This window comes from Pseudomonas sp. TWR3-1-1, from assembly GCF_049896545.1.
Lineage (GTDB): Bacteria > Pseudomonadota > Gammaproteobacteria > Pseudomonadales > Pseudomonadaceae > Aquipseudomonas > Aquipseudomonas weihenstephanensis.
Genome location: NZ_JAFCUO010000003.1, coordinates 200,479 through 225,244, shown reverse-complemented (window position 1 = coordinate 225,244; position 24,766 = coordinate 200,479). Strand labels below are relative to the sequence as shown.

The window sequence follows — 24,766 nt, the reverse complement described above, 5'->3', positions numbered from 1 at the left end:
AAGGCTTTGCGAATAATAGGCCCGCTATTTGCAACTCATATAGGTTCTATATCAATTGCTCTTGCATTAATTTGAAGGGCTGTCAATGCCTCGGGTCGCATTTCTCAGTGCATCTGTAATTTGTTGTCGCATTGAAGAAATAACGGCGTGAAGCCTGTCGTTAGAATGCCGATCACTCGCTCGTCGTTGTTGTGCTGACCCCAGTGCAACGCCAGTAGCACGTGGCGCCGCATTCCCGGTTTAACCTCCGCATATTGGGCTTACGCTCATTCTGCATTTATTGCCCTTTACCGATGGAGTCCTAAGATGAAGAAACTCGTGCTTCTTGGCGCCCTGGCGCTGTCTGTGCTGTCCATGCAGGCTTTCGCTGATCAAAAACCTCTGAAAATTGGTATCGAAGCGGCTTACCCTCCGTTCGCCTCCAAGGCACCGGATGGCAGCATCGTTGGTTTTGACTACGACATCGGTAACGCACTGTGCGAGCAGATGCAGGTCAAGTGCACGTGGGTTGAGCAGGAATTCGATGGCCTGATCCCGGCGCTTAAAGTGCGCAAGATCGACGCCATCCTGTCCTCGATGTCCATCACTGACGACCGCAAAAAATCTGTCGATTTCACCACCCGTTATTACCTGACTCCAGCGCGTCTGGTGATGAAGGAAGGCGCCGTTGTCAGCGACAGCCTTGATGAACTCAAGGGCAAGAAAATTGGCGTGCAGCGCGGTTCGATTCACGACCGTTTTGCCAAGGAAGTGCTGGCGCCTAAAGGGGCCACCATTGTTCCTTACGGCTCGCAGAACGAAATCTACCTCGACGTAGAAGCCGGTCGCCTTGATGGCACCGTGGCGGACGCGACGCTGTTGCAAGACGGCTTCCTGAAAACCCCTGCGGGCAAGGGCTACGCGTTTGTAGGTCCGCAGTTCACTGACGCCAAATACTTTGGTGACGGCATCGGTATCGCCGTGCGTAAAGGCGACAAGGAACATCTGGATCAGATCAACGCAGCGATTGCGGCGATTCGTGCCAACGGCAAATACAAGCAAATCCAGGACAAATACTTCGACTTCGATATTTACGGCGCAGACGCCAAGTAAGTCATCGCAGCACTCTGTCCTGAATGGCGCAAGCAACAGAATTTCTGAAGTTTGCGCCATTTTTTCATTCAAATTTTGAGGACCTGAATCATGTTGAAAGGCTACGGGGCTGTCATCCTCGATGGCGCTTGGCTGACGCTTCAGCTCGCCTTGTCGTCCATGGCCCTGGCCATTGTTCTAGGTCTGATTGGTGTTTCTTTGCGCCTGTCGCCGGTGCGCTGGTTGGCCTGGCTGGGCGATTTGTACTCCACGGTCATTCGCGGAATTCCCGATCTGGTGCTGATTCTGCTGATTTTCTACGGCGGCCAGGATTTGCTGAACCGCGTCGCGCCCATGTTGGGCTACGACGATTACATTGATTTGAACCCGTTGGCGGCTGGTATCGGCACCTTGGGCTTCATCTTTGGTGCGTACCTGTCCGAGACCTTTCGGGGTGCCTTTATGGCCATTCCCAAGGGGCAGGCCGAAGCTGGCATGGCGTATGGCATGAGCAGCTTTCAGGTGTTTTTTCGGGTGTTGGTGCCGCAGATGATTCGCTTGGCGATTCCAGGCTTTACCAATAACTGGCTGGTCTTGACCAAAGCCACGGCCCTGATTTCGGTGGTCGGCCTGCAAGACATGATGTTCAAGGCCAAGCAGGCGGCAGATGCCACCCGCGAGCCTTTCACCTTCTTCCTGGCGGTGGCCGCGATGTACCTGGTGTTGACCAGTGTTTCGCTGTTGGCGTTGCGACAACTTGAGAAGCGCTACTCGGTAGGCGTAAGGGCGGCTGATCTATGATCTTCGACTACAACGTGATTTGGGACAGCATGCCGCTGTACCTCGATGGCCTGCTCGAAACCTTGAAACTGCTGGGTATTTCGCTGTTTTTCGGTCTGCTGGCAGCGGTGCCGTTGGGGCTGATGCGGGTTTCAAAATCGGCGCTGGTCAACTTCCCGGCGTGGATGTTCACTTACGTGATCCGTGGCACGCCGATGCTGGTCCAACTGTTTTTGATCTACTACGGCCTGGCTCAATTCGAGGCGGTGCGCGAGAGCTTCCTGTGGCCGCTGCTGTCCAGTGCGACCTTCTGCGCCTGTCTGGCGTTTGCCATCAACACCAGCGCCTACACTGCCGAAATCATTGCCGGTAGCCTCAAGGCCACGCCCCATGGCGAAATTGAAGCTGCCAAAGCGATGGGCATGTCACGCGCCAAGATGTACCGCCGCATTCTGCTGCCCTCGGCCATGCGCCGTGCGCTGCCGCAGTACAGCAATGAAGTGATCATGATGTTGCAGACCACCAGTCTGGCATCCATCGTGACCCTGATCGACATCACGGGCGCAGCACGTACCGTGAACGCCCAGTATTACTTGCCGTTTGAGGCTTACATCACGGCCGGTGTTTTCTACCTGTGCCTGACCTTCATTTTGGTGCGCCTGTTTAAATTGGCTGAACGCCGCTGGCTGGGCTATATGGCCCCGCGCAAGGCATGATTGAGCGGTGTGCTCAACGACTGATCCCCTGTTTTCGTGAGAACCGACAGCATGTACAAACTTGAAGTCCAAGACCTGCATAAACGCTATGGCAGTCACGAAGTGCTCAAAGGCGTTTCTTTGGCCGCTAAAGCAGGCGACGTAATCAGCATCATCGGTTCCAGTGGCTCTGGTAAAAGTACCTTTTTGCGCTGCATCAACCTGCTTGAACAACCGCATGCAGGCAAAATCCTGCTCAATGGCGAAGAGCTGAAATTGATCGCCAACAAAGATGGCGCGCTCAAGGCCGCAGATCCCAAGCAGTTGCAGCGCATGCGTTCGCGCCTGTCGATGGTGTTCCAGCATTTCAACCTGTGGTCGCACATGACCGCGCTGGAAAACATCATGGAAGCCCCCGTGCATGTGCTGGGTATGTCCAAGGCCGATGCGCGGGAAAAAGCCGAGCATTACTTGAATCAGGTGGGTGTGTCGCACCGCAAGGATGCTTACCCGGGCCACATGTCTGGCGGCGAGCAGCAGCGTGTGGCGATTGCCCGGGCGTTGGCGATGGAGCCGGAGGTCATGCTGTTTGATGAACCTACCTCGGCCCTCGATCCTGAGCTGGTTGGCGATGTCCTTAAAGTGATGCAAGACCTGGCTCTTGAAGGTCGGACCATGGTGGTGGTGACTCACGAAATGGGCTTTGCCCGTGAAGTGTCCAACCAACTGGTGTTTTTGCATAAAGGCATCGTGGAAGAAAGCGGTGACCCGCGCGAAGTGCTGGTCAATCCGAAATGCGAGCGGTTGCAGCAATTCTTGTCAGGTAGCCTGAAGTAACTGCGATTTCAAGACTGCCGTTGTGCACCAAAATAGGTCATGCTCCGCACCCTGCGCAGCTGGCCTAGGCTGAGTATCTGGCGCAATTGGTTTCTCTCTCTCGTTTTGTTCCGGATAGCACGCTATGACCGCCCATCGAATTGGTTTCCTTATTTGGCCCAGCACCAAAGCGCTGACCCTGGCGCTGGCCGAGGAAGCGTTGCGTGTTGCTCAGCGCGTGCACCCTGAAGTCGTTTATGAGTTGGTGTTCTTGCAGGCCGAGGCGCCAGCAGAAGGCGCCTGGCAACTGCCGGGTGAGCCGTGGGCGGGCAAGCTTGAAGGCTGTCAAAAATTGTTTTTGCTGGCCGATGAGCCACCGCTGGTCGTGGCCTCTGCACTGGGCAGCGCCCTGAAGCAGGTGGTGCGAGCGGGTTGCGTGATTGGTGGTTTGTCAGCCGGGGTGTACCCGTTGGCACAATTGGGCCTGCTGGATGGTTATCGTGCAGCAGTGCATTGGCGTTGGCAGGATGATTTCGCGGAGCGTTTCCCCAAAGTCATTGCCACCAGCCATTTGTTCGATTGGGATCGTGATCGCCTCAGCGCCTGCGGCGGTTTGTCGGTGCTCGACTTATTGCTGGCAGTGCTTGCCCGGGATCATGGTGCTGAGTTGGCGGGTGCGGTCTCTGAAGAGTTGGTGGTGGAGCGCATCCGTGAAGGCGGTGAACGTCAGCGCATTCCGCTGCAAAACCGCCTGGGTTCGAGTCATCCCAAGTTGACCCAGGCTGTGTTGCTGATGGAAGCCAACATTGAAGAACCGCTGACCACCGACGAAATCGCCCAGCATGTGTGCGTGTCCCGTCGCCAGTTGGAGCGGATATTCAAGCAGTACCTCAATCGCGTACCCAGCCAGTACTACCTTGAACTACGCCTCAACAAGGCCCGGCAAATGCTGATGCAAACCAGCAAGTCGATCATTCAGATCGGCTTGTCGTGTGGTTTTTCGTCAGGGCCGCACTTCTCCAGCGCCTATCGTAATTTCTTCGGTGCCACACCTCGTGAAGACCGTAACCAGCGTCGCAGCAGCAGCCCTTTTGAATTGTCCTCGGCGCCCGCAGAGCGCGGCTGAAGCTTATTCGTCTGGTTCCGCAAGGATAACCGCAGCGATACCGTCGGCGTCTTCAAGTGCGATATTCATGTCAAATCCAGTTTGACTGAAGTATTCGCGTACACGGCTCAGGGCTGCCTGTGACAGAGGGTTGTCCTCCAGATCAAGCGCCTCGGTGATAAATGCCGCGGACTCGAAAAGCTCACTGGGCAGCTCGGTAATCAGGTTTTCGCTTAAATCGACGACCTCTAACTCTGAGAGCGCCAGGAGGGAGACGGGGAACTCGCGCAGGCCTGTGTTGCATAAATGAAGGGTGTTCAAGTTCGGCATATTGCCGAAGTTGGGGGTTATGTTGAGCGGATTGTGGTCCAGGTCAATGTATTCCAGGTGCTCAAGTGCGGCCAGGCCCGCGGCGCTGTCTTGGGTCAGGGTGATTGCACAGTTTTCCAGGCGTAACTCTGTCAGGTTTTGCATTGAAAACACCGCGTCAGGTAAGAGGTCTAGTTCAAAGCCCCTCAGTTCCAGTGCGCGTAATCGAGGGAATTTTTGCAGAAACTCATTGATACCGGTGACAGGGCCCATGCCATTCAAAGACAGGTACGTAATGTGGCTGAAGTCCGCATTGATAGTCGGCATGTCTTCAAGAATCAACCGGGTAAATATCAGTTCGAATCCATCCCGGGCAGGGTCTGCGTAATGGTTGTCGAATGCGGTTTGCCGTTGCCAGGCCCTTCTAAGCTCTTGGCTGAATGCGCGTCTGTCCTGAACTCTGGCCACCAATGAGCTGGGGGAGAGGATGTCGCCTGTTCGTTGATTGACAGCGGGAGCGTTCAGGGTCCAGGTTTCCAGATCATCGCGCAGCGTCATGAGTTCCCTCTCCAGTTCGCCAAGCCTGGCTCTGGCCTTGCTCCCGGTGTCGGGCAGCGAGGCCATCACGCGGGCTCTTTCTCGTGCGTTCAAGGTTGGGTAAAGCTCATGCACCTGCGTCTCCAGGCGTGAGTGGGAGGTGTGGGGCGCATCGGCACCCAACAACGGATAGCTGGCGCGACCATGCACCAGCGCCATCGGGGATTTGAAGTCCATGGCAATCACCGGGTGGTCGAAATGGGCGCTAACGTTCAAGCGTGGCAACAAAGGTTGGGCCCGAACGCGCTCTTTAAGGGCTGAGCCCTGGCCTGGGTGCAGGAACCCAAGGGCTTGGCGCTCATGGTCAGGTAACGCGTGGAGCAGGGCGCTGTAGAGATCGTCCGGGCCGTGCAGTTCACGGTTAAGCGCATCACGCGCGCTGTAGCGGTTTTCGGATTTGATCAAAACCTTACGAATAGCCGCGGTTTCGTCGCCGAGACTGTTGAGAAGGGGGCCGGAAAAATGGTTTTCGCGAATTTCCAGCCGCACCTCATGGGACCAGCCAGGCATGGCTTCTAGGGTTTTGAGTGTCAGCCATTCACTGTCCGGGGTGTGGATTGCGTCCAGGAACATGCCTTCGTAAGCGCGGTTGATCCGGCTTTCCATTAATTGCCAGCGGGCCTCCTCCAGAAGGCGTGGCGCAATGGTTTTTTCATTGAGCAATTGCAGTATTTCATCGCCGCTGGCATGCCAGATCAACTCTTTGGCGGCATGGTTTGGCAGGCCTGGAAGTGCTGTTTGCAACAGCGTGACCTCGGCACTGCCTCGAAGCTCAAGGGACTGGTAGCGCGAGTCAAACAGTTCGGTGCGTTTTATGCGGGCAAGGTCTGCCAGGCGCCGATAAAGCCGAGCGCTCCTTTCGTGCATCTTGGGCAGAGGGTCAGCAGAGGCTGGGCTTGTGCCAATCAGTCGCCTGGTTTCGCTGTCTTCCAGTTGCTGGAGCACGCAGGTCACTAACTCGCCGTCACGCATGTTTGATTCGGGCACGGTGATGCGTGATCCCGGGGTTGCGGCTGAGGGGTATTGGGTTAGCACCTGGCCTTGCTCGTCGACAATTGATATCACGCGGGAGGGTGGCCATAGTTCCGGCTGGGTCAGGAGTTGCAGTTGAGTTTGCGGGTCGACCAAGCGATACAGGGCGGGATCGCCGCTTTGCATTCGGGCAATGGAGCGCTCGATGTCCGCATCAATTCTGAAGCGCTGTAGTGTGTCGGCCAACAGTGCGGGTGTAGGAAGCGCGTTGCTGATCACATGACGAAGCACGGCTGGATCGGTTTGGGTTATCGCAAGAATCCGCGAAGCTTCAATCTCGGAAAACTCACTGTTACGAGGGCTAAGGCGTTTGAACAGTTGCTCGTTGCTCCATTGAAGCGGGGATTCTGTTTCTGCGATCCAGGCCCCCGAGCCGTTGTGATGTAAGCGGGGTGAATAGGCTCTGTGCGGTGCAGGGTGTTTGATTCGGTAGCCGGGTGGACGTGATACCGGCTCGATCTGGTAGGTTTTGCCTTCCAGGCGCAGATGCAGGGCGCTGTCGTGCACATAGATCCCGGCCTCGTCCGGTTGTACGTGAATGGGCAGGGGTGCGGTGTGTTCATAAGGGCTCAGGTCCGGCTCCCAAAGTCGGGCTTCACCGTTCGACAGGTTCACCCGTTTCAGGCTGTCAACAAAGGGGGAGGGCTTGATAGTCAGGGCCTCGCCGATGACTTTGCCGCCAGCGGCTAAAGTAGCCGTCTGCACCACGGTTTCCAGCACGCTGAATAAATGGTCCCAGGCTTCCAGGGTTTTGCCCTGCGACCAATCCCGAATCCCCTCATAGGTGTCATCAGCGATTTGCCAGGCCATTTGCACCAGCATCAGCTCCCCCAATACAGGGATAAACGGCGCGGCCACGAACTCGATGGCGGTCAGCACAGTCTCGGCAATGGCTTTTAGCCGCGCTTTGCGCTCGTGCCGGGTTTTTTGGTCTTCGGTGTCGGTGGGCACGGCAATTAAGGGGGCGTCAGCCAGTATTTTCTGACGTTTTTTTTGGTAGAGGTGTTCTGTGTAGTCTTGGGTGATTTCCAGGAGGGTAAAGGCCAGTACCGGGTGCTCGATCGGTACGATGCGAACTTCGGGCGGATAGTCTTCTGGCCGGCCCTGCGGAACGCGTGCCGGGTCACTCAGGGTGCGCCACAACGAGCGCTTGAGTGTGCTGAAAAAGAGGCCCAGTTGAGCGTGGCCAATGAACCGGCTGAAGTAGTGCTGATAGTGTTCATCGCGTAAATTTTGCGCCAGCGCTGCCAGGCACTCAGGCATCGAGGCATACCGTTTAAGTGGGTGTTGTGGATCATCTGGCAGGTAAATGACGACTTCAGTGTTATGCGAAGGCTTTAATGCCGGGTGGGCAAACACCAGTACCCCGGTTAACTCTGCCCCTAGCAGTGTCAGGCTGTACATGGACAGGGCGGGAGGCAATGTGCTCGTCCACGCAGCGGCCTGACCGGGGCTGGAGAGCGATTCGAACATGCTTTGGCTTATGTCACCTTGCGCCAGTGCGTAGTGCATGGCGGCCTCGAATGCGGTTCTTTGCTGGTGCCTGACCTTGGTTTTAAGGGTGAGCTCCCGGTTTTTATTGTGGATGCCCAGTTGCTGTTCAAGATGAGTTTTGTACTGGCCGCCTAAATCCAGTTGGCGGCACAGTTCGATGAAACCCGGCACGGGCAGTTGCGCCGTGAGTGTGTCCAGGGTTTTGTAATACCCGGCGGTGGTGGGTTTGATAATAAAACCGGAATCGGCAGCGTGGGCACTGACCTCGGTTTCAAACTGTTCGAAGTTGTGCAGGGCAGCGTCAAGGATTGAGACTTTCCAGGTTTTGTAAGCCCCTGAGTCCAGGTTTAACAGCGGCAGTTTTATCGGGATGTACAGGTTGATGAACGTCTCTTTCAGGTCGAGTGCCAGGTCGACGTTGTATTGGCTGTGCAAGGCTTGTTTGAGTATCGGCTCTGCAAAGCCATAGATGTCCAGCAGCGTCTCCAGAGATTGCTCCACGTCACTGTGTGCCTTCCAGTGGGCGATGTGCGCGCGATTCAGGGCTGTTCGCTGAGGGGGCGCGATGGCATGAGTGTTTCGAGGGGCGCGCGGCATGACGTCTTTTAAAAGACGTCGCTTGTGAGCGGGTGAATGCAGCGCCCAGTCAGGCAGCAATTGTTTGATCACTTCGTAATGAAACGCAGGGGCCGTTGAGTCAACACACGGTTCAAGGGGCGGGGTGCGTGTCAGAGGCAGAGCAGTGGGCAGGGACATGAAGGGGTCTGCATGAATGATTGTTGTTTAAGTGTATGAGGCGTTCGGGCGCCAAATAAGCTTAAAAAACAGGGGTGTTCATATATCTATGTAGTTTTATTTATTTGAAAAAATCATCCCCGGCGTGTGGTTCGTATGAGGGGGGTTAGGCGCTCGTGGTCACCGCGCTGCGCTATCGCTTTGGGCATACGGGTTTTGCAATCAATCGGGTAATACGCTGCCGTAAATATGACCAAGCGTTTAAACTGCGCCTTTGTGACGCAATATGTCGCATTGCCGCAAGCCTTGGAAAATCATGGTTGAGCGCTATAAGAAGTTGTCGCTTGGCGGCAAGGCTTGGCTCCCGTGTGTCCTTACAATCCCTCATCGCTTGCCAGTTTAGGCAGGCGTTCCTCTTCAGGAGACTCCGATGTCCGTTGAGCAAGCCCCGGTACAACGCGCCGATTTCGATCAGGTCATGGTTCCCAACTACGCACCTGCGGCATTCATCCCCGTGCGCGGAGCCGGTTCCCGAGTGTGGGACCAGTCGGGTCGCGAGCTGATTGATTTCGCCGGCGGCATTGCCGTCAACGTGCTGGGCCATGCACATCCGGCCTTGGTCGGTGCGTTGACTGAGCAGGCGAACAACCTCTGGCATGTGTCCAACGTGTTCACCAACGAGCCGGCGCTGCGCCTGGCTAAAAAACTGGTGGACTCGACTTTTGCCGAGCGTGTGTTTTTCTGCAACTCGGGTGCTGAAGCCAACGAGGCGGCCTTCAAGTTGGCCCGTCGTGTGGCGCATGACCGCTTCGGAGCCGAAAAGTACGAAATCATTGCCGCGCTCAACAGTTTTCACGGTCGCACCCTGTTCACGGTCAACGTTGGCGGGCAGTCGAAGTACTCCGACGGCTTCGGTCCAAAAATCACCGGTATTACCCACGTACCGTTCAACGATCTGGCCGCCCTCAAAGCGGCGATTTCGGACAAGACCTGCGCTGTTGTGCTGGAGCCGATTCAGGGCGAAGGCGGCGTGCTGCCCGCTGAGCAGGCTTACCTGCAAGGCGCTCGCGAGCTGTGTGACCAGCACAACGCGCTGTTGGTCTTTGACGAAGTGCAAACCGGTATGGGCCGCACCGGTGAGCTGTTTGCCTACATGCATTACGGCGTGACGCCTGACATCCTCACCAGTGCCAAGAGCCTGGGCGGTGGTTTCCCGATTGCCGCGATGCTCACCACCGAAGCGTTGGCCAAGCATCTGGTCGTCGGCACCCACGGCACCACATACGGCGGCAACCCGCTGGCGTGTGCTGTCGGCAACGCGGTGATCGATGTGATCAATACGCCTGAAGTGTTGAGTGGGGTAAAAGCCAAACACGAGCTGTTCAAAACCCGTCTTGAGCACATTGGCCAGCAATATGGCCTGTTTACGCAAGTGCGTGGTTTAGGGCTTTTGCTTGGCTGCGTGTTGAGCGATGCCTGGAAGGGCAAGGCCAAGGATATTTTCAACGCCGCTGAAAAAGAAAACCTGATGGTTTTGCAAGCCGGCCCCGACGTGGTGCGTTTCGCGCCAAGCCTGGTGGTCGAAGAGGCTGATATCGAAGAAGGCTTGAATCGTTTTGAGCGCGCTGTAAAAGCCCTGACACAAGCCTGAACTTGCCCCTGCATTACTCGTAGCAGTGCGCCCTCAGACACGCGTGTGTCTGAGGGCGCCGCTTGAATGCGAGCACACTCGCATCTACCGGTGATGCGCGAATTCCCCCCCCTTTTATTTTTTGGATTAAGGAGTGACACCATGCTGGTGATGCGCCCTGCGCAAATGGCTGATCTGGGCGAGGTACAGCGTCTGGCTGCGGACAGCCCGATTGGTGTCACTTCATTGCCGGACGATATCGAGCGCTTGCGCGACAAGATCGCAGCCTCCGAAGCCTCGTTCGCGGCAGAAGTCAGCTTCAATGGCGAAGAAAGCTACTTCTTTGTTTTGGAAGATACGGCCACCGGCGCACTGGTGGGTTGCTCGGCGATTGTCGCGTCGGCCGGGTATTCAGAACCGTTTTACAGTTTTCGCAACGAGACCTTTGTCCACGCCTCGCGTGAGCTGAAGATTCACAACAAGATTCACGTCTTGTCGCAGTGCCATGACCTTACCGGTAACAGCCTGCTCACCAGTTTCTATGTGGTTCCGCAGTTGGTGGGCTCGGCATGGTCCGAACTCAACTCCCGTGGGCGACTGCTGTTTGTGGCCAGCCACCCGGAACGGTTTGCCGATTCGGTGGTGACTGAAATCGTCGGTTACAGCGATGAAAATGGCGACTCGCCGTTTTGGGATGCGATCGGGCGTAACTTCTTTGACCTGAATTACACCGCCGCCGAACGTCTGTGCGGGCTTAAAAGCCGTACCTTCCTCGCCGAACTGATGCCGCATTACCCGATTTATGTACCGCTGCTGCCCGATACGGCTCAAGAAGCCATGGGGCAAGTGCATCCGCGTGCGCAGATCACCTTCGACATCCTGATGCGCGAAGGCTTTGAAACCGATCATTACATCGACATTTTCGACGGCGGGCCGACCCTGCATGCGCGGGTATCGGGCATCCGCTCAATCGCTCAAAGCCGGGTAGTACCGGTCAAAATCGGTGAGCTGAGCAAAGGCGGCGGTCGTCAGTACCTGGTCGCCAACGCCCAGCTTCAGGATTACCGGGCGGTGTTGCTAGAGCTTGATTGGGCACCGGGCAAACCGGTCACGCTGGACCTGCAAGCGGCCGAAGCACTGGGCGTGGGCGAAGGTGCCAGCGTGCGAGTGGTTGCGGTTTAACGCCTTTGAGCGAGTGTCGCGAGGTTCGTCAGCGAACCCGTTTGAGGAGATAGCATGATCGTTCGTCCTGTACGCAACAGCGATTTACCGGCCCTGATTGAACTGGCCCGCAGCACCGGCACCGGCCTGACCACCTTGCCGGCCAACGAAGAACGCTTGCTGCACCGTGTGACCTGGGCTGAGAAAACCTTCCGGGGCGAAGCGGAGCGCGGCGATGCCGACTATCTGTTTGTACTGGAAAACGACGACGGTAAAGTCGTCGGTATTTCTGCCATTGCTGGCGCCGTGGGCTTGCGCGAGCCGTGGTACAACTTCCGGGTCGGTTTGACCGTCAGCGCTTCGCAAGAGCTGAATATTTATCGCGAAATCCCGACCCTGTTTTTGGCGAACGACCTGACAGGCAATTCAGAGTTGTGCTCGTTGTTCCTGGGCGCCGACTATCGTACTGGCCTCAATGGCCGGATGCTGGCCAAGGCGCGGATGCTGTTCATCGCAGAATTCCCTGAGCTGTTCGGGAACAAAATCATTGCTGAAATGCGTGGCATGTCTGACGAAGCGGGACGCTCGCCGTTCTGGGAAAGCCTGGGGCGGCACTTCTTCAAGATGGAGTTCAGCCAGGCCGACTACCTGACCGGTGTGGGCAATAAAGCCTTTATTGCCGAGTTGATGCCCAAGTTTCCGGTTTACACCTGTTTCCTGTCTGAAGAAGCGCGTGCGGTGATCGGCAAGGTGCACACCCACACAGAGCCTGCGCTGAACATGCTCAAAAGCGAAGGCTTCAGCTATCAGGGCTACGTCGACATTTTCGACGCCGGCCCGGCTGTGGAATGTGAAACCAGCAAGATCCGTGCAGTGCGCGAGAGCGAAGCGCTGGTGCTGGCCATCGGCACTCCGGGCGACGACGCCACGCCTTACCTGATTCACAACCGCAAGCGCGAGGACTGCCGCATCACGGCGGCACCTGCGCGTCTGGCGGCGGGCACCCTGGTGGTTGATCCACAGACCGCCAAGCGGTTGCAATTGAGTGCGGGCGATCAAGTGCGCGCCGTCACCTTGTCTGCCCAGTCAGTGGCCCCACGGGAGTCGAAATAATGAGCACGTTGTACATCGCAGGCGCCTGGCAAAACGGCCTGGGCGAAGCCTTTGAATCGCTTAACCCGGTCACCCAACAGGTGCTGTGGACAGGCAATGGCGCGAATGCTGAACAGGTGGATGGCGCGGTGAAGGCTGCGCGTGAGGCATTCCCGGCATGGGCCACCCGTTCATTTGAAGAGCGCTTGAGTGTGCTGGAGGCGTTTGCTGCCAGCCTCAAAACCCACGCTGACGAACTGGCCCACTGCATCGGCGAAGAGACCGGTAAGCCGCTGTGGGAATCGGCGACTGAAGTCACCAGCATGATCAATAAAGTGGCTATTTCGGTGCAAAGCTACCGCGAACGCACTGGAGAAAAGAGCGGCCCGCTGGGCGATGCCACCGCTGTGTTGCGCCACAAACCTCACGGTGTGGTGGCGGTGTTTGGTCCGTATAATTTTCCGGGTCACCTGCCCAACGGCCATATCGTCCCGGCTTTGCTGGCCGGTAACAGCGTGGTGTTCAAACCCAGTGAGCTGACGCCTAAAGTGGCCGAGTTGACCGTCAAGTGCTGGATTGAAGCGGGGCTGCCTGCGGGCGTGTTGAACTTGCTGCAAGGCGCGCGGGACACCGGCATCGCATTGGCCGCGCATACCGGCATTGATGGCTTGTTCTTTACCGGGTCGAGCCGCACAGGCAACGCCTTGCATCAACAGTTCGCCGGTCGCCCGGATAAAATCCTGGCCCTGGAAATGGGCGGTAATAACCCGCTGGTGGTCGATCAGGTGGCGGATGTGGAAGCGGCGGTTTACACCATCATCCAATCCGCCTTTATCTCGGCCGGCCAGCGTTGCACCTGTGCACGGCGCTTGTTGGTGCCCGAAGGTGCGTGGGGCGACAGCTTGCTGAGCCGTCTGGTGCAGGTCAGCCAGAGTATCGAGGTCGGAGCGTTCGACCAGCAGCCTGCGCCATTTATGGGCTCGGTCATTTCGTTGGGCGCGGCCCGCGCATTGATGGATGCTCAAGAACTGTTACTCGGGTCTGGGGCTGTGGCCTTGCTGGAAATGAGCCAGCCAGACGCCAATGCCGCTTTGCTCACTCCGGGCATTATCGACGTGACCGAAGTCAGTGAACGCTCCGATGAGGAGCTGTTCGGGCCGTTGCTGCAAGTGATTCGCTACGCTGACTTTGACGCGGCCATGACTGAGGCCAACAACACGGCGTTCGGTTTGGCAGCGGGTTTATTGTCGGACAGCCAAGCGCGTTATCAGCAGTTCTGGCTGCAAAGCCGCGCAGGCATCGTGAACTGGAACAAACAACTGACGGGCGCGGCGAGCAGCGCGCCGTTTGGCGGCATCGGCGCATCGGGTAATCACCGTGCCAGTGCGTATTACGCCGCCGATTATTGCGCCTATCCGGTGGCCTCGCTGGAAACGCCAACCCTGGCACTGCCCGCGGCATTGACGCCGGGTGTGCATCTGTAAGCTGACCTTTAACCTGTATGTGCGGGCCAAAGCTGCGATTTCTTCAGAACAGGATCGCAGCCAGCACCAGCGCCTACGGGGCTTGTGTGATTGATGCCTATAACAACCGTTTGCCGGAGCCTCGCTGATGAAGTCCTTTGAAGTCAATTTTGACGGTTTAGTGGGGCCGACCCATAACTACGGCGGTTTGTCGTTCGGCAACGTCGCCTCCCAGAGCAACAGCCAGCAGGCTTCCAACCCCAAGGAAGCGGCGCTCCAAGGTCTGGAAAAAATGAAAGCGCTGATGGACATGGGGTTTGTCCAGGGCGTACTGGCACCCCAAGAGCGCCCGGACGTGAGCGCCTTGCGCCGTTTGGGTTTCAGTGGCTCGGACGCACACGTCATTCAACAGGCTGCCAAAGAGGCGATGCCGTTGCTGGTCGCCAGTTGCTCGGCGTCGAGCATGTGGGTAGCCAATGCTGCCACCGTCAGCCCGAGCGCTGACACTCAAGATGGCCGTGTGCATTTCACCGCAGCCAACCTCAATTGCAAATTTCACCGCAGCATCGAGCACCCGACCACCAGCCGTGTGCTGAGCGCGATGTTTGCGGATCAGCAGCACTTTGCGCATCACGGCGCATTGCCAGCGGTTGCTCAATTTGGTGACGAAGGCGCGGCTAACCACACGCGCTTTTGCCGAGATTACGGTGAGGCGGGCGTTGAGTTTTTTGTTTTCGGGCGCAGCGCGTTCGACAGCCGTTACCCGGCGCCGCAAAAATACCCGGCGCGCCAGACCCTCGAAGCGTCGCAAGCGGTCGCCCGCCTTCACGGTTTGAGCGAGGCGGGTGTGGTGTTTGCGCAGCAAAATCCGGCGGTCATTGATCAGGGTGTATTCCATAACGACGTGATTGCGGTAGGTAATGGCGAATTGCTGTTCCATCACCAGGATGCGTTCCTGAACACCGATCAGATGCTGGCTGAGCTGCAAGCAAAGCTGAGCGCGCGCGGGGGCAATTTCCAGTCCATTTGTGTGCCGCGAGATCAAGTGGCGGTCGAAGACGCCGTGCGCTCGTACCTGTTCAACAGTCAGCTGCTCAGCCGTGCTGACGGCTCGATGCTGCTGATCGTGCCAGAAGAGTGTCGCGCCAACCCGCGTGTCTGGCAGTACCTGCAAGGCTTGACGGCTGCGGGCGGTCCGATCCGCGAGATCAAGGTGTTTGATCTTAAGCAGAGCATGCAGAACGGTGGTGGCCCGGCCTGCCTGCGTCTGCGCGTCGCACTGAAAGAAACTGAACTGGCGGCGGTCAATCCGGGGGTTATCATGACGCCTGCGTTGTATGACGCGCTCACCCAGTGGGTGAACACGCACTACCGCGACGCGCTGCGCGAAAGCGACCTGGCTGACCCGCAGTTGTTGCTTGAATGCCGGACGGCGCTGGATGAACTGACACAAATCCTTAAACTGGGCGCGGTTTACCCTTTCCAGATCAATTGAACACCGGCAGGCGGGTTTTAATTTGCCTGCACTGCCACTTCACTTTCCAATGAGTACGAAATTATGAGCGATTCCCTGCAACTGATCCTTGAAGACACCGACGGCACGCAACTGCAAACCTCCTGCACCCGCGTTGCGGTCATGTGGCAGGGTAAAGAGCTGTGGATTCAACAAGACGGTCGTGGCCAACTGTTGATCGGTGTCGACGTAGAAGAAGGCGACGCCGAATACGCCAACCTGCTGCTGCGTCCTTTGGCAACTAACCTTGTAAGCCTGCAACTGGAAATGGAACCGGCTGACCTGGGCGATGACGAAGACGGTCACGTACACGGTCCAGACTGCAATCACTGATTAAGGATGCACTATGCTCGCCCTCGGCAAACTGCTTGAACTGACACTGGCTGGTCGTGAACCGGCGCAGAAAATTCAACTGACCGCCGATGGCGTGCGCTTGCGCTGGCTGAGTGAAGGCGCACTGGAAGTCACGCCGGCGCAAGGAAAGGACGATGGCCTGGACTTGTTATTGTCGGCGGGCATCCACGGTAACGAAACAGCGCCGATCGAGCTGCTTGATCGCCTGTTGCAGAGCATTGCACGCGCAGAAATAAAGCCGCGTGCGCGCATTCTTTTCTTGTTCGGTAATCCGGGTGCCATGCGTACCGGGGCGCGTTTTGTCGAAGAAGACCTCAATCGACTGTTTAACGGTCGCCATGAAAGCAGCAGTGGCCCTGAAGCCTTGCGTGCCTGTGAGCTGGAGCATCTGGCGCAGGCGTTCTTCAATGCGCCGGATCGCACGCGGCTGCATTACGACCTGCACACGGCGATTCGCGGCTCGAAAATAGAGCAATTCGCGCTTTATCCGTATAAAGAAGGTCGCGTTCATTCGCGTCGGGAGCTGGCGCGGCTGCACGCAGCAGGTATGGCTGCGGTGTTGTTGCAAAACAAACCGTCGATTGTGTTCAGTGCTTACACCTACGACCAGTTGGGGGCCGAAGCATTCACCCTTGAGTTGGGCAAGGCGCGCCCGTTCGGGCAAAACGCAGGGGTGAACGTTGATCGTCTCAGACGGTGCTTGAAGCAAATCATTGAAAGCACCGAACCCTCACTGGCAGATGCCTCTCTGGAAGGCTTGCAGTTGTTCAGCGTGGCCCGTGAAGTGATCAAGCACAGTGAGGCCTTTATCCTGCACCTGCCGGCCGATGTCGAAAACTTCTCTGAACTCAGCAAGGGCTATTTGCTGGCCGAAGATGCAGGTAACACGCGTTGGACGATCGAGGAGAAGGGCGCGCGGATTATCTTTCCCAATCCTAAGGTCAAGAATGGGTTGCGCGCCGGGATGATTATCGAGCCTGCCACTTTGAAAGGTATCGATCAGTCCGTTGAGTAACGAATGTAGGTTTTGCGCAAGGGCAGCCCGAGCTCTTCACGCATACCGTTTTCGCTGTAAGGTTTGGGGTTGGTCGTGGTGGGCGGCGTGGCCGGGTCTTTATCGAAGTCAAAAGGCTCTACGCCACACGGCAGGCCCACTGCTTGCAACTCAATATTATTGATTTGCGGGGCTTGTTTGACCCCGCCGTGCCCGTCTGGGCTGGCGCCTGAAAACTGCGTTCCCGTCACATAGTTATAGGCGTGGCACAGTTCATGGTAGAGCGCAGTGAGGGGGATTGCGTGTGGCGTGGCGAATGAAGGGTTGTAATAAACCGTACCGCCAAAGTCCGGGAGGCCTGCCTGGCCTACCTCAATGTAAGACCTGCCGTCGCCCAGGTTGGGTATGTAAAGGCCATTGTTTACGTGCTTGAGCTCGGCGATGGTGATGGGCTTTTGGCTTTTACGAATACTTTTGGTCAGCTCGGTTATCAGTTTTTGCCCATTGGCAGACCCTAGCAGCAACTTCAAATCATCCTGAACACGCTCAATAAACGCTTCGCTGCCTTGAATAATCAAACCTGACTCTGACAGAGGGGTTGAGGTGACTGTCATCACGTACGTGTTGGCCTGAGCGGGCAAATTTTTAGTTGTTGCGCGACCGTCGGGTGTTCCGTCCGTTATGTAACTGGGGGCGCTTTCGGTGAAAATTTTGTCGTTATCCTTGATCCCGTCAAGGATGTTTTGCCCCTTGCCCGTGTAGATAACGTTAGACCCGGAACCTGCGGTGAGTAGATCGTCGCCATCACCGCCACATAATATGTTGTGGCCTGGACCGCCGACCGCGACATCATCGCCATCACCGGTATCGACAAAGTTAGTGCCAGCCCCGCCACGAAAAAAGTCTGCACCTTTGCCCGTATAAGCAACCGTAGTGCCTGCGCTGCTGGCATTCACAATGTCATTGCCGGCTCCGGTATTGATATAACTGTCTCCAGCCCCCGTCATCACGATGTCATTGCCGTCGCCGGTCAGTACAGTGGCGTGTTGCGCGTTAGTGACAACGGTGTCATTGCCTGCACCGGTTTCAATGTGGAACGGGTTTTTAAGGGTGTCGACGATGTACACCGTGTCGTGACCATTGCGGGTGTGAATTTCGATCATCTGTTTGTCGCTGGCAGGTTTGACGCTATAACGCTCGTGGTTGAGGTCAATTGTCAGTGTGTCGTGGCTGCCTTGGGTTACGAAGATGGAGGCGTGTGGCGAGGTTGCAGTGAATACCAGTCGATCAATGGGTGTGGGATACAAAACCCCTTCAGTGACGTAGCGGATGATGGTCGCGTTGTCACCAATATGAAGAATGCTGCGCACAGTGGTTTCAGAAATATGTGGCAGCGGATTGGAAACTGCGGTTTCGGTCCGGTCTGGCGGGGCTTTGGCGCCACCGTCAACGTCAAACTGATGGATGGCAGGCGCAGGGCCAGATGTTACGGGGGGAGGTGTGGGGCGCATAGTTCAAGTTCCGAGGCGTTATGTTCAAGGGTCAAGGGGGGGATTCCCCCGTTACAGGCCATTGAAGCGCTTCGAGTGCCGAGCTGTGCTTTAGATAGTTATCGCGTGACTCTCGACTGATCTGATGGCCAGGCCAGTCGAGAGGTCAGGGGTTACACGGCGCGCTTTTGCTGGGAATCCATGCGCTTGATGGCACGGATTTTATGCAGCGTATCAACGCAGGTTTTCGCTGCTTCTTCGCCTTTGTGTACGAAGTGGTCGAAGAAGAACTTCTGGTGCTCTTCACCGGCGTGGAAGTGGTGCGGGGTCAGGCTGACCGAGAACACGGGGACTTCGGTTTCCAGCTGAACCTGCATCAGGCCGCTGACCACCGATTGGGCAACGAAGTCGTGGCGATAAATACCGCCATCCACTACCAGGGCCGCGCCGACGATGCCGGCATAGCGGCCCGTTTTGGCCAGCAGCTTGGCGTGCAGCGGGATTTCAAATGCGCCGCCGACTTCAAAGAAATCGATGTCACTTTCCTGGTAGCCCTGCACCAGCATCTCGGCCAAAAAGCCCTTACGGCTCTGGTCGACAATCTCTTTGTGCCAGGCGGCCTGGATAAACGCGACGCGCTCGTTGTGGTGGTTTTTGCTTTTGCTGTCGATTGCGGTGGGTTGCATGTTCTGACTCCTGTTTGTGTGAAAAACAGGGCATATGAATCGAATGGGATTTAAGGGTGCGTTCAGACAGGCGGTGCGTGCGCATGCGCATCGACACCCCCCGTCTGATTGACGGCCCTTTGGCGCCAATCCCGTTCTCTCTTCATCCGGACTATGACCGTCGGCCCCGGGATCACACCGGGTCTGCTGACCTTGCCAAGTCGTTTGCCGAAGCCTTCGGACCTGCCAAGCGCTCGCGGGCTATGCGCATTGCGCGCAATTACCGCCGGTGGGGAATTGCACCCCGCCCTGAGAACGTTGCCACCAGCCTTTCTGGCGGCGGGCATTTTGTATCACATCTGTTTGAAGGATGCATGGCTGCTTTTGGCTAATAGCTATCAAAGATTCAGATGGTTTTATCGGTTATTTGTGACGCAATCGCTTGATTAATGCCGGCTGAACCCGCAGTAATCCTGTTCGACAGGGATTTCCCCGATTAGCATCTGATGCTCATCTCACATGGCCGAGGCTTGCAATGACTGTTATCGATCTTCGTAGCGACACCGTGACCCAACCCAGCACTGGTATGCGCGAGGCCATGGCTGCCGCGCGGCTGGGCGATGATGTGTATGGCGAAGATCCGACGGTCAACAAGCTTGAGGCCGAAATGGCCCAGCGCCTGGGGTTTGCCGGGGCGCTGTTTGTGCCCAGCGGTACGATGAGTAATTTGCTGGCGCTGATGGCGCATTGCGGGCGAGGCGATGAATACATCGTGGGTCAGCAAGCGCACACCTACAAATATGAAGGCGGCGGGGCTGCCGTGCTGGGGTCGATCCAGCCGCAACCGCTGGAAGTGCAGGCAGATGGTTCGCTGGACCTGGCTCAGGTTGCAGCGGCGATCAAACCGGACGACTTTCATTTCGCCCGCACGCGTTTGCTGGCGCTGGAAAATACCATGCAGGGCAAGGTGTTGCCGCTGGCGTATGTGGCGGCGGCCAGTCGTTTGACCCGCGAGAATGGCCTGGCGCTGCACCTGGATGGCGCGCGGTTGTATAACGCGGCGGTCAAGCTGGGTGTGGATGCAGGCGATATTACCCGCCACTTCGACTCGGTTTCGGTGTGTTTGTCCAAAGGGCTGGGCGCCCCGGTGGGGTCGGTGCTGTGCGGCACGGCGGACCTGATCGCCAAGGCCCGGCGCTTGCGCAAAATGGTCGGCGGCGGCATGCGTCAGGCGGGTCAGTTAGCTGCCGCTGGGTTATATGCGCTGGATCATCAGGTCCAGCGCCTGGCAGACGACCACGCCAACGCCGCGTATCTGGCTGAAGGCTTGCGCGCGTGTGGTTATGAGGTCGAAGCCGTGCAGACCAACATGGTGTATGCACAATTGGGTGATCGTGCAGAGGCGCTCAAGGCCTTTGCCGCTGAGCGCGGGATCACGTTGAGTGCTGCTCCGCGCTTGCGAATGGTGACGCACATGGATGTCAGTCGCAGTCAGATTGAGCAGGTGGTCACGGTTTTTGGTGAATTTAACCGCCAATGAGCGCGCAAGCCGTCCAATTGCATGTGCCTATCGTATAAACACGCTGTACCCAAGGCGCAGGGCCGATATAATGCGGCCCTTTGCGAGTCGCACTGTCGAGCGACATGATTGACTTGCCTCTGGCCTCAGCCTCCGTGGAAGAACCTATGAAAAGCGCAGAAATCCGTGAAGCCTTCCTTCGCTTCTTCGAGGAGCAAGGTCACACCCGTGTCCCTTCCAGCTCCTTGGTGCCGAATAACGACCCGACCCTGCTGTTCACTAACGCGGGGATGAACCAGTTCAAGGACTGCTTTCTGGGTCAGGAAAAACGTGCCTATACCCGTGCAACCAGCAGCCAGAAGTGCGTGCGTGCCGGCGGCAAGAACAGCGACCTGGAAAACGTCGGTTACACCGCACGTCACCACACCTTCTTTGAAATGCTCGGCAACTTCAGCTTTGGCGATTACTTCAAGAAAGACGCGATCAATTTCGCCTGGACCTTCCTCACTGGCGTACTCAAGCTGCCTAAAGACAAACTTTGGGTAACTGTTTACGCCAGCGATGATGAAGCCTATGACATCTGGACCCAAGACGTCGGCGTTCCCGCTGAGCGCATGATCCGCATTGGCGACAACAAAGGTGCGCCGTACGCTTCGGACAACTTCTGGACCATGGGCGATACCGGCCCGTGCGGCCCGTGCACCGAGATTTTCTACGATCACGGCCCGGATATCTGGGGTGGCCCGCCGGGCTCGCCGGATGAAGACGGCGACCGTTACATCGAAATCTGGAACAACGTATTCATGCAGTTCAACCGCACCGCCGATGGCGTGTTGCATCCGTTGCCAGCGCCGTCGGTCGACACCGGCATGGGCCTGGAGCGGATCAGTGCGGTGATGCAGCACGTTAATTCCAACTACGACATCGACTTGTTCCAGAGCCTGTTGAAAGCGGCGGCCGAGGCCATCGGCTGCGCCAACGAAGGCCAGGCGTCGCTCAAGGTCGTGGCTGACCACATCCGCTCGTGCAGCTTTTTGATCGCTGATGGCGTATTGCCGTCCAACGAAGGTCGCGGTTATGTACTGCGCCGTATCATTCGTCGCGCGTGCCGCCACGGCAACAAGCTGGGCGCAACCGGCAACTTCTTTTACAAGATCGTTGCGGCACTGGTGGCTGAAATGGGCGAAGGCTTCCCGGAGCTGGTGCGCGAGCAGGCCAACATTGAACGCGTGCTCAAGGCAGAAGAAGAGCAATTTTCCAAGACGCTGGAGCAGGGCCTCAAAATCCTCGAACAGGACCTGGCTGAGCTCAAGGGCACCGTGGTGCCGGGTGACGTGGTGTTCAAACTCTACGACACTTACGGCTTCCCGATGGACCTGACGGCCGACATCGCCCGTGAGCGTAACCTGACCGTGGACGAAGCTGGCTTCGAGCGCGAAATGGAAGCTCAGCGCGTACGTGCGCGTTCGGCCAGCTCGTTTGGCCTGGATTACAACACGCTGGTCAAAGTTGACGTGCCCACCGAGTTTATCGGCTACAACGCTACGCAGGCCTCAGCCAGGATCATTGCGCTTTATAAAGAAGGCAAATCGGTCGAGTTCCTGAATGAAGGCGACGAAGGTGTGGTCATTCTTGATCAAACGCCTTTTTACGCCGAATCAGGCGGCCAGGTGGGCGACTGCGGTTACCTGCAAGCAGGTGCTGCGCGCTTTGATGTGCGCGACACCACCAAGACCGGCGGCGCGTTCTTGCACCACGGCGTGGTAGCGACAGGCAGCCTGAAAGTGGGTGAGAGCGTTGATACCCAAGTGGATGCCGATGTACGTCACGCAACCGCGCTGAATCACTCGGCGACGCACTTGTTGCATGCCGCGTTGCGCAAAGTGCTGGGCGAACACGTACAGCAGAAAGGTTCGTTGGTTGACAGTCAGCGCATGCGTTTTGACTTCAGTCACTTCGAAGCGATCAAGCCTGAGCAAATCAAGGCGCTGGAAGACATCGTCAACGCTGAGATTCGCAAGAACACCCCGGTTGAAACCGAAGAAACCGATATCGAAACCGCCAAGCAAAAAGGCGCGATGGCGCTGTTTGGCGAGAAGTACGGCGATAACGTGCGCGTATTGAGCATGGGCGGTGATTTCTCGGTGGAACTGTGCGGCGGTATTCACGCCAAGCGCACCGGCGACATCGGCCTGATGAAAATCACCAGCGAAGGCGGTGTAGCGTCGGGTATTCGTCGTATTGAAGCGGTGACGGGCGCTGCTGCACTGGCTTACTTGAACGCCGCTGAAGAGCAGCTCAAGGAAGCGGCAAGCCTGATCAAGGGCTCACGCGAAAACCTGGTCGACAAACTGTCGGCTGTGCTGGAGCGTAACCGTCAGTTGGAAAAACAACTGGAACAATTGCAGGCCAAGGCCGCAAGCGCTGCCGGTGACGATCTGTCGTCGTCGGCTGTGGACATCAAAGGCGTGAACGTCTTGACCGCTCGCCTGGACGGTCAAGATGGCAAGGCGCTATTGGCGCTGGTAGATCAGCTCAAGAACAAGCTCGGCCGTGCAGTGATCCTGCTGGGTGGGGTTTATGAAGACAAGGTTGTACTGGTTGCAGGCGTAACCAAAGACCTGACTGGCCAACTCAAAGCCGGTGATTTGATGAAGCAGGCTGCTGCGGCAGTGGGCGGGAAGGGCGGTGGTCGCCCGGACATGGCGCAAGGTGGCGGTGTGGATGCCGCAGCTCTGGACGCCGCGCTGGCCCTGACTGTGCCATTTGTCGAGCAGGGTATCTGAGGTCCAGAACGCGCTGTCGTCTAGTGGCAGTGCGTGGTTTGAATGATAAATGGGCGCCCTTTAGGGGCTGAGGCTGCTTTGAAATGGCTTTGATCGTACAGAAATTCGGAGGCACCTCGGTCGGCACTGTCGAACGAATCGAACAGGTCGCCGATAAAGTTAAGAAGTTCCGTGAAGCCGGGCATGACCTGGTGATTGTGTTGTCGGCGATGAGCGGCGAAACCAATCGCCTGATCGAGCTGGCCAAACAGATCAGCGATCAGCCGTTGCCGCGTGAACTGGATGTGATTGTCTCCACCGGCGAGCAGGTGACGATTGGCCTGCTGGCGATGGCGCTGAACAAGCGCGGCGTCCCGGCGGTGTCCTACACCGGCAGTCAGGTGCGTATTCTTACAGACAGTTCGCACACTAAAGCCCGCATCCTGAAAATTGACGACCAGAAAATCCGTACAGACCTCAAGGCTGGGCGTGTGGTTGTGGTTGCAGGTTTTCAGGGCGTAGACGAGCAGGGCAACATTACGACGTTGGGCCGTGGCGGCTCTGACACGACGGGTGTGGCCCTGGCGGCTGCATTGAAGGCGGATGAGTGCCAGATCTACACCGACGTCGATGGCGTCTACACCACCGATCCTCGGGTTGTGGCGCAGGCTCAGCGGCTGGAAAAAATCACCTTCGAAGAAATGCTGGAAATGGCCAGCCTGGGTTCCAAGGTGTTGCAGATCCGTGCGGTCGAGTTCGCCGGCAAGTACAACGTCCCGCTGCGCGTCTTGCACAGCTTCAAGGAGGGTCCAGGCACCCTCATTACTATTGATGAAGAGGAATCCATGGAACAGCCGATCATTTCTGGTATCGCGTTCAATCGCGACGAAGCCAAGCTGACCATCCGTGGCGTGCCAGACACCCCGGGCGTGGCGTTCAAGATTTTGGGGCCGATCAGTGCGGCCAATATCGAAGTCGACATGATCGTGCAAAACGTGGCGCACGATAACACCACCGATTTCACCTTCACCGTGCACCGTAACGATTACAGTGCAGCCCAAACGGTGCTGGAAAATACGGCGCGCGAGATCGGCGCACGTGAGGTGGTCGGCGATACCAAAATTGCCAAGGTGTCTATCGTGGGGGTGGGCATGCGCTCTCACGCCGGTGTGGCCAGTCGCATGTTTGAATCGTTGGCCAAAGAGAACATCAACATCCTGATGATCTCGACGTCTGAGATCAAAGTGTCGGTGGTGATCGAAGAGAAGTACCTGGAGCTGGCTGTGCGCTCGCTGCACACGGCGTTTGAATTGGATGCACCTGCCCGACAGGGTGAATGACGCATAACCCGGAGGGCGCGGTTGAACCGCGCCCTTTGTTTTTTTGATGAATGTGAACGAAGACCTCTTGTTTCGTCATGTTGGTCAATACTTAAGGAGCGTCGGGCTATAGCTGTTTAGCTAGTAGGCCGAAGCCCTTTTTTTTT

At 57.1% G+C, this 24,766-nt stretch carries 18 protein-coding genes and 1 riboswitch; of the genes, 15 read left to right on the top strand and 3 right to left on the bottom strand.

From position 1 onward, the window contains the following. Window positions 1–306 precede the first annotated feature (306 nt). The 5 genes from ACP7A4_RS09675 (at window position 307) to argR (ending at window position 4,488) form a co-directional block, all read left to right on the top strand. Complete coding sequence (locus tag ACP7A4_RS09675) at window positions 307–1,092, top strand: ABC transporter substrate-binding protein (RefSeq protein WP_059763213.1); 786 nt, start codon at window positions 307–309, stop codon at window positions 1,090–1,092. 90 nt (window positions 1,093–1,182) lie between these two features. Then, window positions 1,183–1,872 carry an ABC transporter permease gene (locus ACP7A4_RS09670; RefSeq protein ID WP_048363473.1) on the top strand — a complete coding sequence of 230 codons (690 nt, stop codon included), beginning with the start codon at window positions 1,183–1,185 and terminating at the stop codon, window positions 1,870–1,872. After that, on the top strand, window positions 1,869–2,567 hold the full coding sequence (locus ACP7A4_RS09665; protein WP_426246566.1) for an ABC transporter permease: 699 nt from the start codon (window positions 1,869–1,871) through the stop codon (window positions 2,565–2,567). The genes ACP7A4_RS09670 and ACP7A4_RS09665 overlap by 4 nt, the downstream gene beginning before the upstream one ends. A gap of 51 nt (window positions 2,568–2,618) precedes the next feature. Then, the gene (locus ACP7A4_RS09660; protein ID WP_048363475.1) at window positions 2,619–3,383 is read left to right on the top strand and encodes an ABC transporter ATP-binding protein; all 765 of its coding nucleotides are present in this window, start codon (window positions 2,619–2,621) and stop codon (window positions 3,381–3,383) included. A 124-nt stretch (window positions 3,384–3,507) separates the two neighbouring features. Further along, complete coding sequence (gene argR, locus ACP7A4_RS09655) at window positions 3,508–4,488, top strand: transcriptional regulator ArgR (RefSeq protein ID WP_203303271.1); 981 nt, start codon at window positions 3,508–3,510, stop codon at window positions 4,486–4,488. 3 nt (window positions 4,489–4,491) lie between these two features. Here the strand turns inward: argR and ACP7A4_RS09650 are convergent, their stop codons facing one another. Beyond that, window positions 4,492–8,655 (bottom strand): dermonecrotic toxin domain-containing protein, encoded by a 4,164-nt coding sequence (locus ACP7A4_RS09650; protein ID WP_426246563.1) that lies wholly within the window; start codon window positions 8,653–8,655, stop codon window positions 4,492–4,494. Between the two features lie 409 nt (window positions 8,656–9,064). Between ACP7A4_RS09650 and ACP7A4_RS09645 the strand changes: the two genes are divergently transcribed. The 7 genes from ACP7A4_RS09645 to astE all read left to right on the top strand — a co-directional run bounded on the left by ACP7A4_RS09645 (window position 9,065) and on the right by astE (window position 16,862). Further along, window positions 9,065–10,285, top strand: coding sequence for an aspartate aminotransferase family protein (locus ACP7A4_RS09645; RefSeq protein WP_426246561.1), 1,221 nt, complete (start codon window positions 9,065–9,067; stop codon window positions 10,283–10,285). Window positions 10,286–10,426: 141 nt separating this feature from the next. After that, the gene (gene aruF, locus ACP7A4_RS09640; RefSeq protein ID WP_059763209.1) at window positions 10,427–11,446 is read left to right on the top strand and encodes an arginine/ornithine succinyltransferase subunit alpha; all 1,020 of its coding nucleotides are present in this window, start codon (window positions 10,427–10,429) and stop codon (window positions 11,444–11,446) included. A gap of 54 nt (window positions 11,447–11,500) precedes the next feature. After that, window positions 11,501–12,538 carry an arginine N-succinyltransferase gene (gene astA, locus ACP7A4_RS09635; protein WP_059763208.1) on the top strand — a complete coding sequence of 346 codons (1,038 nt, stop codon included), beginning with the start codon at window positions 11,501–11,503 and terminating at the stop codon, window positions 12,536–12,538. Further along, window positions 12,535–14,001, top strand: coding sequence for a succinylglutamate-semialdehyde dehydrogenase (astD, locus tag ACP7A4_RS09630; protein ID WP_177332378.1), 1,467 nt, complete (start codon window positions 12,535–12,537; stop codon window positions 13,999–14,001). The genes astA and astD overlap by 4 nt, the downstream gene beginning before the upstream one ends. Window positions 14,002–14,128: 127 nt before the next feature. Next, window positions 14,129–15,475 carry an N-succinylarginine dihydrolase gene (astB, locus tag ACP7A4_RS09625; protein WP_203303273.1) on the top strand — a complete coding sequence of 449 codons (1,347 nt, stop codon included), beginning with the start codon at window positions 14,129–14,131 and terminating at the stop codon, window positions 15,473–15,475. 63 nt (window positions 15,476–15,538) lie between these two features. After that, complete coding sequence (locus tag ACP7A4_RS09620; RefSeq protein WP_059763205.1) at window positions 15,539–15,826, top strand: hypothetical protein; 288 nt, start codon at window positions 15,539–15,541, stop codon at window positions 15,824–15,826. A gap of 13 nt (window positions 15,827–15,839) precedes the next feature. Then, window positions 15,840–16,862 (top strand): succinylglutamate desuccinylase, encoded by a 1,023-nt coding sequence (gene astE, locus ACP7A4_RS09615; protein WP_426246558.1) that lies wholly within the window; start codon window positions 15,840–15,842, stop codon window positions 16,860–16,862. On the opposite strand, the gene ACP7A4_RS09610 is transcribed toward astE, so the two are convergent. Continuing rightward, a complete protein-coding gene (locus ACP7A4_RS09610) occupies window positions 16,847–18,352 on the bottom strand; it encodes a M91 family zinc metallopeptidase (protein ID WP_426246556.1) in 1,506 nt (501 codons plus the stop codon). The genes astE and ACP7A4_RS09610 overlap by 16 nt on opposite strands. Before the next feature lie 152 nt (window positions 18,353–18,504). Next, window positions 18,505–19,017: a 6,7-dimethyl-8-ribityllumazine synthase gene (locus ACP7A4_RS09605; protein WP_048363484.1), complete on the bottom strand. Its 513-nt coding sequence runs from the start codon at window positions 19,015–19,017 to the stop codon at window positions 18,505–18,507. Window positions 19,018–19,146: 129 nt separating this feature from the next. Then, a riboswitch (FMN riboswitch) is annotated at window positions 19,147–19,317 on the bottom strand. A gap of 214 nt (window positions 19,318–19,531) precedes the next feature. Between ACP7A4_RS09605 and ltaE the strand changes: the two genes are divergently transcribed. The 3 genes from ltaE to ACP7A4_RS09590 all read left to right on the top strand — a co-directional run bounded on the left by ltaE (window position 19,532) and on the right by ACP7A4_RS09590 (window position 24,620). Further along, window positions 19,532–20,536, top strand: a complete 1,005-nt coding sequence (ltaE, locus tag ACP7A4_RS09600) for a low-specificity L-threonine aldolase (RefSeq protein WP_426246554.1) — start codon at window positions 19,532–19,534, stop codon at window positions 20,534–20,536. A 146-nt stretch (window positions 20,537–20,682) separates the two neighbouring features. Next, window positions 20,683–23,301, top strand: coding sequence for an alanine--tRNA ligase (alaS, locus tag ACP7A4_RS09595; protein ID WP_426246552.1), 2,619 nt, complete (start codon window positions 20,683–20,685; stop codon window positions 23,299–23,301). A gap of 83 nt (window positions 23,302–23,384) precedes the next feature. Next, window positions 23,385–24,620, top strand: a complete 1,236-nt coding sequence (locus tag ACP7A4_RS09590) for an aspartate kinase (protein WP_048399856.1) — start codon at window positions 23,385–23,387, stop codon at window positions 24,618–24,620. Window positions 24,621–24,766 lie beyond the last annotated feature (146 nt).